Source organism: Streptomyces sp. NPDC057253 (assembly GCF_042669125.1).
Taxonomy (GTDB): Bacteria; Actinomycetota; Actinomycetes; order Streptomycetales; family Streptomycetaceae; genus Streptomyces.
In genome coordinates, this window is record NZ_JBHUXV010000036.1 from 1 (window position 1) to 14,988 (window position 14,988).

The following is a 14,988-nucleotide window of genomic DNA, read 5'->3' on the forward strand; positions in this document are numbered from 1 at the left end:
GCCGGCCTCCCCCCTCCATCCAGAGGTGCGACAAGAATTCCTCGGTGGCGCGGTTTCCTGGGTCCACAGAGCGGACTACGGTCGAGGCATCATGGTCGAGGGCCGCACGGAAGAGCTGGAGCGGCCGCAACGGGGAGGCAGCGGGTGAGCGACGGACGGACGCGGGCGGAGGGCGAACCGGACCAGCAGTCCGGCGGGGTGCGCAGTGTGCGGCGGGCCTTCGACATCCTCACCCTGCTCACCGAGGACCGGCCCGTGGTCACCCTGCGGGAGATCACCGAGGCGACCGGGCTCGCCAAGACGACCGCGCTGCGCCTAGTGCAGACCCTGGAGGAGTCCGGGCTGCTCGGCGCGCACCCCTCCGGTTACACCGCGGGGCCGGCGCTGTGGCGCTGGGCCTATCTGGCGCGTGGCCAGTGGGAGGTGCCGCAGGAGACCCGCAAGGTCATGCGGGACCTCGCGGACCGGCTCGGCGAGACCGTCAACCTGTTCGTGGCCCGGGGCGTGCACCGGATCTGCGTGGCCCACGAGGAGAGCCCGCACCCGCTGCGCCATGTCGTCGACGTGGGTGACGAGCAGCCCCTGTGGGCCGGAGCCTCCTCGAAGATCCTGCTGCGGGACGCCTCGGAGGCGTTCCTGCGCCGGGTCGCGGCCGCCTCGCCGCAGGGCGAGGAGCAGGCCGCGCGCCTGAGGACCTGGGCCGCGGAGGCCGCCGAGCGCGGGTACGCCGTCAGCAGCAGCGAGTTCGACGAGGGGCTCACGGCCGTGGCGGTCCCGGTGACCGGCCGTACCGGCAAGGTCGTCGCCTCGCTCTCCCTGAGCGGGCCCACCCACCGCTTCCCGTACGAGGCCGTGGAGCGCTTCGCCACCGAGCTCGCCGAGGGGGCCCGCCTCATCTCCGACCAGGGCTTCAGCCATCCCCTGAGCAGCGAGGTCTGACACGCGGGGGCCGCTCCGCCATGGTCGCCGAGGGGCCCTCTCCACCACGGCCAACCCGGCGTCCCTCCGCCATGGTCAACGCGGGGCCCGCTCCGCCACGGCCAACCCGGCGCCTCTCCGCCATGGTCAACGCAGGGCCCTCTCCACCACGGCCAACCCGGCGTACCTCCGCCATGGTCAACGCAGGGCCCCCTCCCCCGCCGTCAGGCCTTCTCGTCGAAGCTTGCGAAGTACGCGGCGGCCATGTCCTCGTCGGCGTGCCCCTGGGCGGCGGCGCGCTCGAAGCGTTCGGCGCTCGCGGCGGCCACGTCCAGGCGCACCCCGCCGCGCTCACCGGCCTCGACGATCAGTCGGGCGTCCTTGGCCGCGGTGGAGACCGCGAACTGGGCCGGTGACAGCCGGCCGTCGAGGATCAGCGCCGACTTCGCGCGCAGGTAGCCCATGTCGAGCGGTCCGCCGTCGATGGCGTCGAAGAAGTCCTGCGGGTCGACGCCGAGGGCCTTCGCCAGGGCGAGCACCTCCCCCGCCGCGTTGGTCACCGAGAGCACCCAGCTGTTGGCGACCAGCTTGAGCCGGGTCGCGCTGCCCTCGGCGCCGTCCTCGCCGGTCCACACCGTGCGCGCGCCGACCGCGTCGAACACCGGCGTCACCGTGTCCCGGCCGTCGACCGGTCCGGCCGCGAGGACCAGCAGCTGACCGGCCTCGGCGGGCTGGCGGGTGCCCAGCACGGGGGCGTCGAAGAAGACCAGTTCCCGCTCGCGGGCGAAGGCGGCGAGATCGGAGATCGCCTCGACGCCGGCGGTGGTGGACTGCACCCACGCGGTGCCCGGGCGCAGGCCCTCGGCGGCCTGGCGCATCACGTCCAGGGCCGCGGGGCCGTCGTACAGGATGGTCAGGACGACATCGGCGCCCCGGACCGCCTCGGCGGGGCTGTCGGCGATCCCGATGCCGTCCTCGGCCAGCGGCCGCGCCTTGTCGGGGCTGCGGTTCCAGGCGCGGACGGTGTGTCCGGCGCGGGCGAGGTTGCGGGCCATGGCGGCGCCCATGATGCCGGTGCCCAGGACGCTCACGGTGAGTGTGTCGGTCATGACGTCAACTCTCTGCGGGGAGACGGTGGTGCTGTCCGGTGTCGAGCTTGCCGGAAGCGGCGCGGGACGGCACAACGCGGGGGCGGACCGGTGCGGCGTCACTGCGCCGGAGGGAGGGGCTCGACCGTGACGAATCCCTGGGTGTCCGCGGCCGGGAGCGGCGCGTCCGGGCCGTAGAGGAAGCCCGAGAGGGCCGGGGTGGCGCGGTAGGCGAAGACGGATCCCGGGACGCCGAGGATGGCCGGGGTGTCGAGGAGGAAGGGGAGTTCGCTGTCCAAGTACTCGGCGCCGGCGGTCAGTTGGTCCGAGGTCGGCGACCAGTCGGCCGGCATCGTGGTGCGCAGGATGCCGGTGACCATGCGGGTGCAGGTGGCGTGGAAGGCGGGCTGTTCCCGGTGGGCGCGGGCGATGCGCGCGCGGGCGGCGCGGTACGCGGGGGTGTCGTGGAAGTCGCTGAACTGCGCGACACGGAGGCGGTCCGGGTCGAGCCGTGCGGTGGCCACGGCTCGGGAGACGCGGTTGGCCGTCTGGCGTACGTCGCGGTGGGCGCGGGCCCGGGCGTGCCGGGAGTCGTAGCCGCGGCCGAGGTAGGTGCAGGCCACCGTGTCGGTGTCGGGGTGGGCGAGCTCGATCCGGGTGAAGCGGGCGGCGGCCCAGCGCAGCAGCGCGACGAGCCGGTCCTCGGAGAACCAGCCGTTGCCGGGGCTGATCCCGAGGAAGACGTGGTGGCCGGCCTCGACGAGGCCCGCGCAGCGCTCGGAGAACGGGGTGGCCACGAAGCCGTCCCCCGTACGGGGCACGACCGCGGGCGTCCGCGACGTCGGCATGGCCCAGTCGTACATCGTCACGTCCCCCGTGCTCGGTGCTGCCGTGCTGGTCGCCTTCGAGGGTAGGAGAGCCGGCGGACGCACCGGAGCGATCAGCGGGGGAACTCCCGCGGATGGGCGAACCGTGTGTGACGGACGCCTCACCGCCTCCCGGCCCCGCAGGCTCGCATCGCCCCTCCCCCCGGGCGGATCGTGGGCGGCATGAACGATCACCGCACGACATCCGTCCACGAGGAGGCCGGTGAGGTCCGGCGTTTCTGGGGGCGCCTCGGCCTTCCGGGGCTGATCGACGTCCACACCCACTTCATGCCCGAACGGGTCCTGCACAAGGTCTGGGACTACTTCGACTCGGTCGGGCCGCTGACCGGCGGGCTGGAGTGGCCGATCACCTACCGGAAGGAGGAGGCCGAACGGACGGCCGTCCTGCGGGAGTTCGGGGTGCGCGCCTTCACCGCGATGCTCTACCCCCACAAGCCCGGTATGGCCCGCTGGCTGAACGGCTGGGCGGCGGACTTCGCCCGTCGCACCCCCGACTGCCTGCACACCGCCACCCTGTTCCCCGACCCGGACGTCGAGGATTACGTCCGCGAGGCCGTCGAGGCGGGTGCGCGGGTCTTCAAGGCCCATGTCCAGGTGGGTGCCTACGACCCGGCCGACGAACGGCTCGACCGAGCGTGGGGGGTGCTGGCCGAGGCCGGGGTCCCGGTGGTGATCCACTGCGGTTCGGGGCCCGCGCCCGGCAAGCACACCGGGCCCGAGTCGATCGCGCGGGTCCTGGCCCGGCACCCGAGGCTGCGGCTGATCGTCGCGCACATGGGGATGCCGGAGTACGAGGAGTTCCTGGACCTCGCGGAGCGGTACGAGGAGGTGCGGCTGGACACGACGATGGCCTTCACCGACTTCACCGAGTCGTTCATGCCGTTCCCGCGCGAGGCGCTCCCCCGGCTGGCCGCGACCGGCGACCGCGTCCTGCTGGGCTCCGACTTCCCCAACATCCCCTACGCCTATCTGCACCAGCTCGAGGCCCTGGAGCGGCTGGGCCTCGGCGAGCAGTGGCTGCGCGCGGTCTGCCACGACAACGCGGCCGACCTGTTCGGGTTGTGACACCGCCCCTGGACGGCGGTCAGACGAGCGGCTTCTCCAGGACCGCCTTGCGGTGGCTGAAGGTCTCGATGGAGTACCGGCCGTGGTAGTTGCCCATGCCGCTCTCGCCGACCCCGCCGAACGGCAGGTCGGAGACGGTGAGATGGGCCAGCGGCAGACCGTACCCGAGGCCGCCGGAGGAGGTCTCGGCGGCGATGCGGCTGCGGGTGGTGTCGGAGTCGGTGAAGACGTACAGCGCGAGGGGCTTGTCCCGGTCGTTGATGAACTCGATCGCCGCGTCGAGGCCGGGCACGGTGACGATCGGCAGGATCGGGCCGAAGATCTCCTCCCGCATGACCGGCGCCGCGGGGTCGACGTCGGCGAGGACGGTGGGCGCGAGGTACTTGGTGGCCCGGTCGCTGTCGCCGCCCACGACCGTGCGGCCGGAGCCGAGCAGTCCGGTGAGCCGGTCGAAGTGCCGTTCGTTGATGATGCGGCCGTACTCGCCGGAGGCGGCCGGGTCGGCGCCGTAGAGCGTCTCGACGGCCTTGACGAGGAGCGGCTCCAGGGCGGCGGCGGTGTCCGGGTCGGTCAGGACGTAGTCGGGGGCGACGCAGGTCTGCCCGGCGTTGAGGAACTTGCCCCGGACCAGTCGGTCGGCGACCACGGCGAGGTCGGCGTCGCGGTCGACGAACGCCGGTGACTTGCCGCCCAGTTCGAGGGTGACCGGCGTGAGGTGCTCGGCGGCGGCGCGCAGCACGATCCGGCCGACCGTGCCGTTGCCGGTGTAGAAGATGTGGTCGAAGCGCTCGGCGAGCAGGGCCGTGGTCTCGGGGACGCCGCCCTCGACGACGGCCACCGCGTCGGTGTCCAGGTAGGCGGGCAGCAGCCGGGCGAGCGCCGCGGAGGTGGCCGGGGCCAGCTCGCTCGGCTTGGCGACCACCGCGTTGCCCGCGGCGAGGGCGCCGACCACCGGGGCGAGCAGCAGCTGGGCCGGGTAGTTCCAGGGGGCGATGACGAGGACGACGCCGAGCGGGTCGTACTGGGTCCACGCGGTGGCGTCGGCGCCCAGGTGTGCCGGGACCGGCGCGGACTCGGGGCGCAGCCAGTCGGTGAGGTGGTCCAGGGTGTGGTCGATCTCGCGGATCGTGAAGTCGATCTCGGTGCGGAAGGCCTCGGTGGAGCTCTTGCCCAGGTCGGCGTGGAGGGCGGCGGCCAGCTCCGTGCCCTGGTCCGTGAGCAGCTCGCGCAGGCGGCGCAGCTGGGTCGTGCGCCACTCGACGGGCTTGGTGCGGCCGCTGCGGAAGGTGGCGCGCAGTCGGGCGACGACGTCGGCGGGCTGCTCGGGGGCGGGGTGGTTCACGGATGCCTCGCTGGGGTTGCGCGGGCCTTGCGGCCGGGTCTCGACAGTCAGATGTATATTGCAACCTTTTCGCGGTCAGGGGAAATTCCGCGCCCTAGGCACTACTTTCCGTGACGGGGCGTGAGCGATCGACGCCGACCCTCCAGGTAGGCGCGTTCCGCGGGGTTCTCGGTGAGTTCGGCGGCCCGCGCGTAGGCGTCCGCGGCCTCCGCCTCGCGGCCCAGGCGGCGCAGCAGGTCGGCCCGGACGGCGTGCCAAACGTGGTAGCCGTCCAGGTCCAGCGCGTCCACCAGGGCGAGGGCGGGCGCCGGTCCGTCCGTCTCGGCCACGGCGACCGCGCGGTTCAGGGCCACGACCGGGCTGGGAGCCACCGTCATGAGCTGGTCGTACAGCCGGCGGACCTGGTCCCAGTCGGTGGGCGCGTCGCTGTGCACGGCCTGGACGGCGGCCTGGATCTGGTACGGCCCGGGCCGGTTCCGGCGCAGACATCGCCGTACGAGCGACTGACCCTCCGCGATGAGCTCCCGGTCCCAGCGCGCACGGTCCTGCTCGGACAGGGGGACGAGGGCGCCGGTGTCGTCGGTGCGGGCCGCTCGGCGGGACTCGATGAGCAGCATCAGCGCGAGCAGGCCGGTGGCCTCGGGTTCGTCCGGCATCAGCTCGGTCAGCAGCCGGCCCAGGCGTACGGCCTCGTCGCACAGCTCGGGGGTGCCGCCGTAGCCCTCGTTGAAGATCAGGTAGACGACGGCGAGGACTCCGTCCAGACGGTCCGGGAGGTCGGCGTCCCGGGGGACGCGGTAGGGGATGCGGGCGTCGCGGATCTTGGCCTTGGCGCGGACGAGGCGCTGGGCCATGGTCGGCTCGGGAACCAGGAAGGCGCGGGCGATCTGCGCGGTGGTGAGGCCGCCGAGCAGCCGGAGGGTGAGGGCGACCCGGGCCTGGGGGGCGAGCGCGGGGTGGCAGCAGGTGAAGAGGAGGCGGAGCCGTTCGTCGCGCACGGGGCCCTCCTCGGGCGGTGCCTCGGGGGCGTGCAGCAGGGCGGCCTCGGTGTGCCGGGCCTCGCGGGTGGACTCGCGGCGCAGCCGGTCGACGGCACGGTTGCGGGCGGTGGTGATGATCCAGCCGGCCGGGCTGGGCGGCACGCCCGTCTCCGGCCAGCGCCGGACGGCCGTGGTGAAGGCGTCCTGGACCGCTTCCTCGGCGAGGTCGATGTCGCCGAGGAAGCGGACGAGGACGGCTACCGCGCGGCCGTACTCCGCGCGGAAGACTCCCTCGATGTCGAGGGTCATCAGTCCTCGGACTCGTGCTGGAAGGGGCGTACCTCGATGGGCAGGGTGGTGGCCAGGGCCGCCTTGCGCCCCCACTCCAGGGCCGCGTCCAGCTCCGGCGCCTTCACGATGCACAGGCCGCCGAGCTGTTCCTTGCCCTCGGCGTACGGTCCGTCGGTGATCAGGACGTCGCCGTCGCGGGGGCGCACCACGGTCGAGGCGTCGGGGCCGTGCAGACCGCCGGCGAAGACCCAGGCCCCGGCCTCGCGCAGCTCCTGGTGGAAGACGTCGAGCCGTTTGCCGATCTCGGCCATCACCTCGGGCGGGGGCAGCTCGTCCCAGCCGGGCTGCATGACGTTGAGCAGGTAGTACCCCATGGCGTTCTCCTCCTGTGAGCTTGTCTCACCTCCTACACGAACGCCACACCCCTGGATCGACACCCCGCGCGACAGGATCGGGAGAATCTTCTCCATGACCTCCGCACCGCACCCGCTCCTGGCCACCGCCCGCGCCCTCGCCGACGACCTCCTCGCCCCGCGGGCGGCGCGGGTCGACCAGGAGGGTGTGCCCGTGAGCCACATCGAGGCGATCCGGCGGTCGGGGCTGCTCGGGGTGAGCGCGCCGGTCGAGTACGGCGGTGCCGGTGCCCCCGACGCGGTGGCGCGGGAGGTCCAGGAGATCCTCGCCGGGGCGTGCTGCTCGACCTGGTTCGTGCAGACCCAGCACCACACACCGGTGCGGATGCTCGCGAAGGCGGACCTGCCGGTGCGGGAGCGGCTGCTGCGCCCGCTGGCCACCGGCGAGCTGCTGGCCGGGATCGCCTTCGCGCACGTCCGTGCCTTTCCGCGGGTGCCGGTGCGGGCGACGGCCGAGCGGGACGGCTGGCGGTTCGACGGCACGGTGCCCTGGTACACCGGCTGGGGCCTGAACGACGTGATGCTGCTGGCCGGGGTGAGCGAGGCGGACGAGGTGGTGTTCGCGTTCACCGAGGCGCGCGAGCAGCCGGGGCTCAGGGCGTCGGAGCCGATGCGGCTGGCGGCGCTCGGCGCGTCCCGCACGGTGTCCCTGGCCCTTGACGGTCTGTGGCTGCCCGACGAGTCGGTGGTGCTGCGCACCCCGCAGGAGAAGTTCGCGCTGATCGACCTGCCCCGCAACACCAACGCCTCCCCCGCCGTCTTCGGGGTGGCGTACGCGGCGCTGGACGTACTGGAGGACGCGGGCGAGCCGGAGACCGCGGGTGCCCTGCGCGGGCGCCTCGCCGAGGTGCGCCGGCAGGTGTACGAGCTGGCCGGGCATCCCGTCCCGCACGAGCGCATCGCGGAACGGCTGGCGCTCAAGACGCGGTCGTACGACCTGATGCGCGCGGCCACGACCGCGGCGGTCGTGGCCGGGGGCGGCCGGGCCACGGCCCTCGACGGCACGGCCCAACGGCTGTTCCGCGAGGGGATGTTCCTGCTGGTGCAGGGGCAGACGGCCGAGGTGCGGCGAGCACATCTGGAGGCACTGGCGAGGAGTTAGTGCCAGTCCGGCGGCAGTGCGGTCGTCCGAGGCGCGGCGAGCGCATCTGGACGCCCTCGCGCGAAGAGCTAGTGCCTGTGCGGCCGGAGTGAGGGCGTCTCAGCTCGCGAACGGCACCTGTGCCGAGGGTGCCTCCTGCTTGCCGGACGGGTGGTGCCACAGCCCCTGCGCGGCCAGCCGCGGCAGGACTCCCTCGCCGAACCAGTACGCCTCCTCCAGATGCGGGTAGCCGGAGAGCACGAACTCGTCGATGCCGAGGGCGTGGTACTCCTTGATCCGCTCGGCGACCTCGTCGTGGCTGCCGACCAGCGCGGTGCCCGCGCCGCCGCGCACCAGGCCGATGCCGGCCCACAGGTTGGGGTGGATCTCCAGCCCGTTCCGGTCGCCGCCGCCGTGCAGGGCGAGCATCCGCTGCTGCCCCTCGGACTCACTGCGGGCGAGCCCGGCCTGCACCGACCTGACGGTCTCGGGGTCGAAGCCCGCGAGGAGCCGGTTCGCTTCCGCCCAGGCCTGCTCGGAGGTGTCGCGGGTGATGACGTGCAGCCGGATCCCGAAGCGCAGGGTGCGGCCCTCCTTCGCCGCGAGCCCCCGGATCCAGGCGATCTTCTCGGCGACCTGCGCGGGCGGCTCGCCCCAGGTGAGGTAGACGTCGACGTACTTCGCGGCGACCTCCCCCGCGATCGGCGAGGACCCGCCGAAGTACACCTCGGGCACCGGGTCGGGCACCCTGGCCAGCTTGGCGTCCTCGACCCGCAGGTGCTCGCCGTTCAGGTCGACGGTCTTGCCCTCCCACAACCCCCGTACCACTTCCAGGAATTCTCCGGTACGGCGATAGCGGGCGTCCTTGTCGAGGAAGTCCCCGTAGGCCCGCTGCTCGTGGCTCTCGCCGCCGGTGACCACGTTGAGCAGGAGCCGGCCGCCGGACTGGCGCTGGAAGGTGGACGCCATCTGGGCGGCGAGCGTCGGCGAGACGAAGCCGGGCCGGAAGGCGACCAGGAACTTCAGCCGTTCGGTGTTCTGGCTGACCATGGCGGTGGTCAGCCACGCGTCCTCGCACCAGGCGCCCGTGGGGGTGAGTGCGCCCACGAACCCCAGGTCCTCGGCCGCGCGGCCGATCTGGCTCAGGTAGGCGACCGTCGGCGGCCGGTCCCGTCCGGAGACGGTGGCGGGCGTGCCGTGTCCGCCGCCCACGACATGGCGGCTGTCGCCGTTGGTGGGCAGGAACCAGTGGAAGGTGAGGGACACGTGGGGGTCTCCGATCTGGAAGGTGCCGCTAGAGCAGCCCGTGGCGGGGCGGCCGGGTGCCGTTGAGCACGTGACGGCCGATGTGCTGGATCTTCCAGCGGGTCGGGTCGTGCAGGGTGTGGGTCCGGGCGTCACGCCAATGCCGGTCCAGGTTCAGGGACTTGAGGGCCGCGCGCGTGCCGGAGACCTCGAAGAGGGCGCTCGCCACCTCCACCGCCGCCCGGGCCGCCGACACCTTGGCCGCCGCGACCGCGAGGGACGCCTCCGCCGCCGAGTCGTCGGTCAGGTCGGCCTGCGCACGGTCGACCGCGCGGGCGGCCTCCCGCAGCAACGCCTCCGACGCCCTTACCTGGAGGGCCAGTTCACCGAAGCGCTGGATCAGCAGGGGATCCTCGGCGGCCGTCTCGACCCCGCTCTCGAACCACGGGCGGCTCTTCGTCCGGACGAACTCGGCGGCCTCCGTCAGCGCTGCCCCGGCGATCCCGGCGTCGATGGCGGCATGCAGCAACTGGGCCACCGCTCCATGGAGTTGGGGACCCTCGAAGGTGAGGTGGTGCGGCAGGACCCGGTCGGCCGGGACCTCGACGCCGTCGAGGCGGACGGTGCCGCTGGCCGTCGTACGCTGGCCGAGTCCGTCCCAGTCGTCGATCACCGTGAAGCCCTTGGCGTCTCTCGGCACGTAGGCGACATGGAGCTTGTCGTCCTCGGCTCGGGCCAGCACCGGGATCCAGTCGGCGAACAGGGCGCCGGTGGAGTACTGCTTGACGCCTTCGAGGCGGTAGGAGCCTTCGGGTCGGGGGTGCAGGCGGGTGCGGATGTCCTGGACGTGCCTGGTGCCCGCCTCGGACTGGGCGTTGCCGAAGCGGCGGCCGGCGAGCAGCTCGGCGAAGAAGAACTTCCGCTGCTCGTCGGTGCCCTGACGGCGGATCACATTGACGTAGGCGAAGTGGCTCTGCGGGATCTGCGCCAGGCTCGCGTCGGCGGCGGCGAGCAGGCGGATGATCTCGGCGAGGGTCAGCGCGCTCACGTCCGCTCCGCCGTGCTCGGCGGGGACGGTGACGGCGAGCAGCCCCGCGGCGGAGAGGCGGTCCAACTCCGCGCGCGGGAGCCTGCGTTCGGCGTCCCGGACGGAGGCGTCCGCGCGGAACCCGGCGGCGAGCGACGCGGCGACCGCGAGGGCCTCCGCGTCGTCCGCGATCACATGGGCGGACATGCCGTTCAGCTCGCCGCCGCCAGGACCGGCCGCCGGCCCAGCGCGGTCGAGAACTGGTCGACGACCTGGGTCAGGGCCTCGGTCGCCGGTGGCGCCACGCTGAGCGAACCGTCCTCGTGCACCGTGATGTCCTTGTCGAGAGTGAACCAGCCCTGCACGATGTGGGCCGCGCCCATGGAGCTGAGGACGGGCCGCAGGGCGTAGTCGATGGCGAGGACGTGGGCGGTGGAGCCGCCGGTGGCCAGGGGCAGCACGGTCTTGCCGGCGAGGGCGTACTGCGGGAGCAGGTCGAGCAGCGCCTTGAGGACTCCGGAGTACGACGCCTTGTAGACCGGGGTGCCGACCACGACCCCGTCGGCGCGCGCGAACAGCTCGGTCGCCTCGACGATCGCCGGGTGCGTGAAGTCGGCGCCGAGCAGGGCCTCGGCGGGAATGGTGCGGACGTCGAGCGGGATCACCTCGTGGCCCTGGGCGGCGAGGCGCCGGTCGAGGTGGCGCAGCAGCCGGTTGGTGCGGGAGGAGGCGGAGGGGCTGCCGGAGACGGACAGGACGGTGGCCATGCGGTCCTCTTTCGGGGAGGAGGGGCGGGGCGCCCCCGGTTCAGGAGGGGGGCGCCCCGGGAGAGCGGTCAGGAGTACCAGGTGGGTTCGGGCAGTTCGCCCTCCAGGACCCAGCGGCCGACCTCGCGCCGCTTGTAGGCGACCGGGTCGTGGAGGGTGTGGGTGCGGACGTTGCGCCAGAACCGGTCCAGGCCCTCCGCGGTGGCCGTGGAGCGGGCTCCCGTCACCTCGAAGATCCGGCCGGCGACCTCCAGGGCCACGTCGGTGGCGCGGGCCTTGACCGCGGCCACCCGGACCTCGAAGTCACCGCGCGCCTTCTCCGTGACCGCGTCGGGGTCGTCGTGCAGCTTCTGCCCCTCGGCGGCCACGGCGTCGGCGAGGGCCTCGGCCGCCCAGAGCTTGGCGGTGAGGTCGCCGTAGGTGTCGATGACGTACGGCTCGTCGACCGCGCGCTCGAAGCCGCCGTGCAGCCAGGAGCGGGACTTCTCGCGGGTGTAGGTGGCGGCCGTCTCCAGTGCGCCGCCCGCGATGCCCAGGTAGAAGTTGACGAAGACCAGCTGGATGGTGGGTACGTTGAGGGTGTTGTAGACGCGCGGCTGGAAGACCTTGTCGACGTATCCGGCCGCGGACGACCAGGGGGTGCGCACGCCGTCGAGGGAGACGCCGCCGCTCTCGGTGAGGCGCTGGCCGATGTTGTCCCAGTCGTCGTGGAAGGTCAGGCCCTCGGAGTCGGAGGGCACGATGGCGAAGACGTGCTGGTCGGTGCCTTCCAGGACGCCTTCGAGGACGGTGACGTCGGAGACCTTGCTGCCGGTGGAGAAGGACTTGCGGCCGGTGTAGACGAGGTCGTCGCCGTCCTCGGTCACGACGACGTCCTGGTCGCGCGGATTGACCGCCCCTCCGAAGAACCAGCGGTTCACGGTGGCCTCGGCCTCGACGTGCTCCCACTGCTCGCGGGTGCCGACCAGGCGGGCGGCCCAGAACCACAGGTAGTGGTAGCCGAGGAGCTGGCCGATGGAGCCGTCGGCCTTGGCGATCTCGCGGATCACCCGGTAGGCGGTGGGCCAGTCCTGGCCCGCGCCGCCGCGCTCGGTGGGGCCGAGGAGGGTGACCAGGCCGGAGTCCTTGAGGAGCTGGACCTCGGCGTAGGGGGTGGCGCCCGCGTGGTCGCGGGCCGCGGCGTCGGTGGCGAGGACGGCGGCCACCTCGGCGGCGCGGGCGATCCAGCCGGCCGCGGTCTGGGGGGCGGGGCGGGTCTGCCAGTCGGTGTGCGTGGCGGTGCTCATGTCGGTGACCTCCTCAGACCTGGGCGGGAGCGGACTCGGGCTGCTGGGCTTCCAGTTCACGCACGAGGGGCAGCACTCGCTTGCCGAAGTACGCGACCTCCTCGTGGTAGTGCAGGAAGCCGAGCAGGAGCAGGTCGACGCCGAGCTTCCTGTAGGCGACGATCCGCTCGGCGATCTGCTCCGGGGTGCCGATGAGGCCGGTGCGGAAGCCGTCGTTGTACTGGACCAGGTCCTCGAAGGTGGAGTCCTGCCACATGCCCTTCTTGTCGCCGGTGGACTGTCCGGCCTGCTTGACCGCGGCGCCGAATCCCTCGACGGCCTCGCTGTCGGCCTTGGCGACGATCTCCCGGAGCGTGTCGCGGGCCTCGGCCTCGGTGTCGCGGGCGATGAGGAAGCCGTTGAGGCCGAACTTCGGTGCGGTGCGGCCCACTTCGGCGGCGGCCTTGCGGACGTCGGTGATCTGCTCGGTGACCCCGTCGAAGTCCTTGCCGTTGGAGAAGTACCAGTCGGAGACCCGGCCGGCCATCTGCCGGGCGGCGGTGGAGTTGCCGCCCTGGAAGATCTCCGGGTGCGGGCGCTCGACGGTGTTGAGCGGCTTGGGCTTGAGGGAGAAGTCACGCAACCGGTAGAAGTCCCCGGCGAGTTCGGCGTGGTCCTCGGTCCAGATCCTGCGCAGTGCGGTGATGAACTCCTCGGAGCGGCGGTAGCGCTCGTCGTGCTCCAGCCAGGGCTCGCCGAGGGCGGTGAACTCGCCCTTGAACCAGCCCGAGACGACGTTGACGGCGAAGCGGCCCTTGGAGAGGTGGTCGGCGGTGGCGCCGAGCTTGGCGAGGACGCCGGGGTGCCACAGCCCGGGGTGGACGGCGGCGATGACCTTCAGCCGCTCGGTGGCGAGGAGCAGGGCGAGGCTGAAGCTGGTCGACTCGTGCTGGTACTCGGCGCCGTAGCTGGCCATGTAGCGGACCTGGCTGAGGGCGTAGTCGAAGCCGTTGTTCTCGGCGAGGACGGCGAGCTCGCGGTTGTAGTCGTAGCCCCAGTCGGTGCGCTGCTCGATCTTGCTGGTGACGAGTCCTCCGCTGACGTTGGGGACCCAGTAGGCGAATTTCACGGGCGCGGCAGGCATGCGTGACTCCTGTTGCGGAATGTTTTCGGGCACGCCGAATTCAGGGCCTGGCCATGGTTACGGGCACGGGTGAATTCGGGTGGGAAAAGCAGAAAGCGCGGCGGATCGAAGACGGTTGATCAGGCCGCGGCGCAACAGGAGGCGCTGGAGACGCGCGCGAGGTCGACATGGCGTCGCCGCGTGAGGTCCAGTCGCATCTTCATGTCACCGATCGTGACAGCCGCCCGGGAGAGGCGTCAAGGAAAACCCGACCGGTCTCGTATCGCGGACCATTGAATTTCACGAACGTGTGACAGGGAAACCCTTGAACCGGGCCGGAATTGCCGCGCATTCTGCGGGCATGCGGACGGAACAGCTGGAATACATCGCCGCGGTGACCCGGCTCGGCTCACTGCGCCGGGCGGCGGAGGAACTGCGCCTGTCGCAGCCCGCGCTGAGCGAGACCGTGCGGAACCTGGAGCGGGAGCTCGGGGTCGACCTGCTGGAGCGCAAGCGGTCCGGGGCGACGATGAGCGCGGAGGGCCGGGAGCTGCTGCCGCACATCGTGGGGGTGCTGGAGGCGGTGGACCGGCTGCGGGCGGCGGCGGGCGAGCAGCACCGCATCAGCCGTATGGTCCGGGTCGGCACGGTGAACGCGGCGACCGTGCCGCTGCTGATCCCGGCCGTCGAGGACTTCCGGGCCGCGCATCCGCTCACCCAGGTCGAGGTGGTCGGCGCGCAGCAGAGCGACATCCACCGGGCGCTGTCGGAGGGCGGGTTCGACCTGGGGCTGGTCAATCACCTCGACGGTGACGACACACCGGCCGGGTTCGAGTCGACGCAACTGCTGCGCGGGCGGCCGGTGGTGTGTCTGCGCCCCGACAGTCCCCTGGCCGCGCGCACCTGCGTGCCGGTGGACGACCTGCTGACCCAGCCGCTGATCGCCATGCGCACCGGCTATGTCATGCACCGCTTCGTCCACCGGCTGCTGGAGGGGCGTGGCTCGTCCTTCGCTTACTCCACCGACGGTGCCGAGATGGGCAAGCTGATGGTGGCGGAGGGGCTGGGGGTGACCGTGCTGCCGGACTTCAGCGTGGTCGGGGATCCTCTGGAGCGGCAGGGCACGATCACCCACCGGCCGATCGAGGGGGACTCCACCCGGGTGCTGCTGATGCTCCAGCGCCGCAGGGCCGAGTCGGTGCCGCAGGCGGCCCAGGATCTGCACGAAGTTTTCGTGCGCCGGGCCCGGCAGCTGGGCGGGACGCTCGCCCCGCCCGGCTGAGCCGTCAGTCCTCGTCCCGCGCCGGGACCACCACGAGGAACGCGTCGGATTGGATGTCCATCACCACGGTCGCGGGTTCGCCCTGCGCCCGCCTCTGCGCCGCGTACTCCTCTGCCGGCCACGATCCGCGCGGAGCTCCCGCAGGAAACCGCTCCAACACCTTCGCGCTCATAGCGGCAGACACCTCCCACATCGCTGACCAACCGTTTCGTAC

The 14,988-nt window shown here is 72.5% G+C and carries 16 protein-coding genes; 4 read left to right on the forward strand and 12 right to left on the reverse strand.

Going from position 1 to position 14,988, the window contains the following annotated elements:
• Positions 1 to 144 precede the first annotated feature (144 nt).
• Complete coding sequence (locus ACFULQ_RS20900; RefSeq protein WP_383546083.1) at positions 145 to 939, forward strand: IclR family transcriptional regulator; 795 nt, start codon at positions 145 to 147, stop codon at positions 937 to 939.
• Positions 940 to 1,142: 203 nt separating this feature from the next.
• On the opposite strand, the gene ACFULQ_RS20905 is transcribed toward ACFULQ_RS20900, so the two are convergent.
• Positions 1,143 to 2,027, reverse strand: a complete 885-nt coding sequence (locus tag ACFULQ_RS20905; protein WP_383546085.1) for an NAD(P)-dependent oxidoreductase — start codon at positions 2,025 to 2,027, stop codon at positions 1,143 to 1,145.
• Between the two features lie 98 nt (positions 2,028 to 2,125).
• Positions 2,126 to 2,869: a tRNA-dependent cyclodipeptide synthase gene (locus ACFULQ_RS20910; protein WP_383546188.1), complete on the reverse strand. Its 744-nt coding sequence runs from the start codon at positions 2,867 to 2,869 to the stop codon at positions 2,126 to 2,128.
• Positions 2,870 to 3,055: 186 nt separating this feature from the next.
• On the opposite strand from ACFULQ_RS20910, the gene ACFULQ_RS20915 reads away from it, so the two are divergent.
• Complete coding sequence (locus ACFULQ_RS20915; protein ID WP_383546086.1) at positions 3,056 to 3,958, forward strand: amidohydrolase family protein; 903 nt, start codon at positions 3,056 to 3,058, stop codon at positions 3,956 to 3,958.
• A gap of 19 nt (positions 3,959 to 3,977) precedes the next feature.
• Here ACFULQ_RS20915 and ACFULQ_RS20920 read toward each other — a convergent pair whose 3' ends face one another.
• The 3 genes from ACFULQ_RS20920 to ACFULQ_RS20930 all read right to left on the reverse strand — a co-directional run bounded on the left by ACFULQ_RS20920 (position 3,978) and on the right by ACFULQ_RS20930 (position 6,945).
• Positions 3,978 to 5,300 (reverse strand): aldehyde dehydrogenase family protein, encoded by a 1,323-nt coding sequence (locus ACFULQ_RS20920; RefSeq protein ID WP_383546088.1) that lies wholly within the window; start codon positions 5,298 to 5,300, stop codon positions 3,978 to 3,980.
• Between the two features lie 101 nt (positions 5,301 to 5,401).
• Entirely contained in the window at positions 5,402 to 6,589 is a 1,188-nt protein-coding gene (locus ACFULQ_RS20925; protein WP_383546090.1) for an RNA polymerase sigma factor, read from the reverse strand.
• On the reverse strand, positions 6,589 to 6,945 hold the full coding sequence (locus ACFULQ_RS20930) for a YciI family protein (protein WP_383546091.1): 357 nt from the start codon (positions 6,943 to 6,945) through the stop codon (positions 6,589 to 6,591). Before ACFULQ_RS20930 ends, ACFULQ_RS20925 begins: the two co-directional genes overlap by 1 nt.
• 94 nt (positions 6,946 to 7,039) lie before the next feature.
• Here ACFULQ_RS20930 and ACFULQ_RS20935 point away from each other — a divergent pair, with 94 nt between their 5' ends.
• Complete coding sequence (locus ACFULQ_RS20935) at positions 7,040 to 8,086, forward strand: acyl-CoA dehydrogenase family protein (RefSeq protein WP_383546093.1); 1,047 nt, start codon at positions 7,040 to 7,042, stop codon at positions 8,084 to 8,086.
• 99 nt (positions 8,087 to 8,185) lie between these two features.
• Here the strand turns inward: ACFULQ_RS20935 and ACFULQ_RS20940 are convergent, their stop codons facing one another.
• The 6 genes from ACFULQ_RS20940 to ACFULQ_RS20965 all read right to left on the reverse strand — a co-directional run bounded on the left by ACFULQ_RS20940 (position 8,186) and on the right by ACFULQ_RS20965 (position 13,716).
• Entirely contained in the window at positions 8,186 to 9,331 is a 1,146-nt protein-coding gene (locus ACFULQ_RS20940) for an LLM class flavin-dependent oxidoreductase (protein ID WP_383546095.1), read from the reverse strand.
• Between the two features lie 28 nt (positions 9,332 to 9,359).
• The gene (locus ACFULQ_RS20945) at positions 9,360 to 10,544 is read right to left on the reverse strand and encodes an SfnB family sulfur acquisition oxidoreductase (protein WP_383546097.1); all 1,185 of its coding nucleotides are present in this window, start codon (positions 10,542 to 10,544) and stop codon (positions 9,360 to 9,362) included.
• 5 nt (positions 10,545 to 10,549) lie between these two features.
• Entirely contained in the window at positions 10,550 to 11,104 is a 555-nt protein-coding gene (ssuE, locus tag ACFULQ_RS20950; protein WP_383546099.1) for an NADPH-dependent FMN reductase, read from the reverse strand.
• A gap of 68 nt (positions 11,105 to 11,172) precedes the next feature.
• Positions 11,173 to 12,390: an acyl-CoA dehydrogenase family protein gene (locus ACFULQ_RS20955; RefSeq protein WP_383546101.1), complete on the reverse strand. Its 1,218-nt coding sequence runs from the start codon at positions 12,388 to 12,390 to the stop codon at positions 11,173 to 11,175.
• 13 nt (positions 12,391 to 12,403) lie between these two features.
• Positions 12,404 to 13,513, reverse strand: coding sequence for a dimethylsulfone monooxygenase SfnG (gene sfnG / locus ACFULQ_RS20960; RefSeq protein WP_383546102.1), 1,110 nt, complete (start codon positions 13,511 to 13,513; stop codon positions 12,404 to 12,406).
• A 119-nt stretch (positions 13,514 to 13,632) separates the two neighbouring features.
• Positions 13,633 to 13,716 (reverse strand): putative leader peptide, encoded by an 84-nt coding sequence (locus ACFULQ_RS20965; RefSeq protein WP_350760414.1) that lies wholly within the window; start codon positions 13,714 to 13,716, stop codon positions 13,633 to 13,635.
• A 137-nt stretch (positions 13,717 to 13,853) separates the two neighbouring features.
• On the opposite strand from ACFULQ_RS20965, the gene ACFULQ_RS20970 reads away from it, so the two are divergent.
• Positions 13,854 to 14,774 (forward strand): LysR family transcriptional regulator, encoded by a 921-nt coding sequence (locus ACFULQ_RS20970; protein WP_383546103.1) that lies wholly within the window; start codon positions 13,854 to 13,856, stop codon positions 14,772 to 14,774.
• 4 nt (positions 14,775 to 14,778) lie between these two features.
• Here the strand turns inward: ACFULQ_RS20970 and ACFULQ_RS20975 are convergent, their stop codons facing one another.
• Complete coding sequence (locus ACFULQ_RS20975; protein WP_383546104.1) at positions 14,779 to 14,967, reverse strand: hypothetical protein; 189 nt, start codon at positions 14,965 to 14,967, stop codon at positions 14,779 to 14,781.
• Between the last annotated feature and the right edge of the window lie 21 nt (positions 14,968 to 14,988).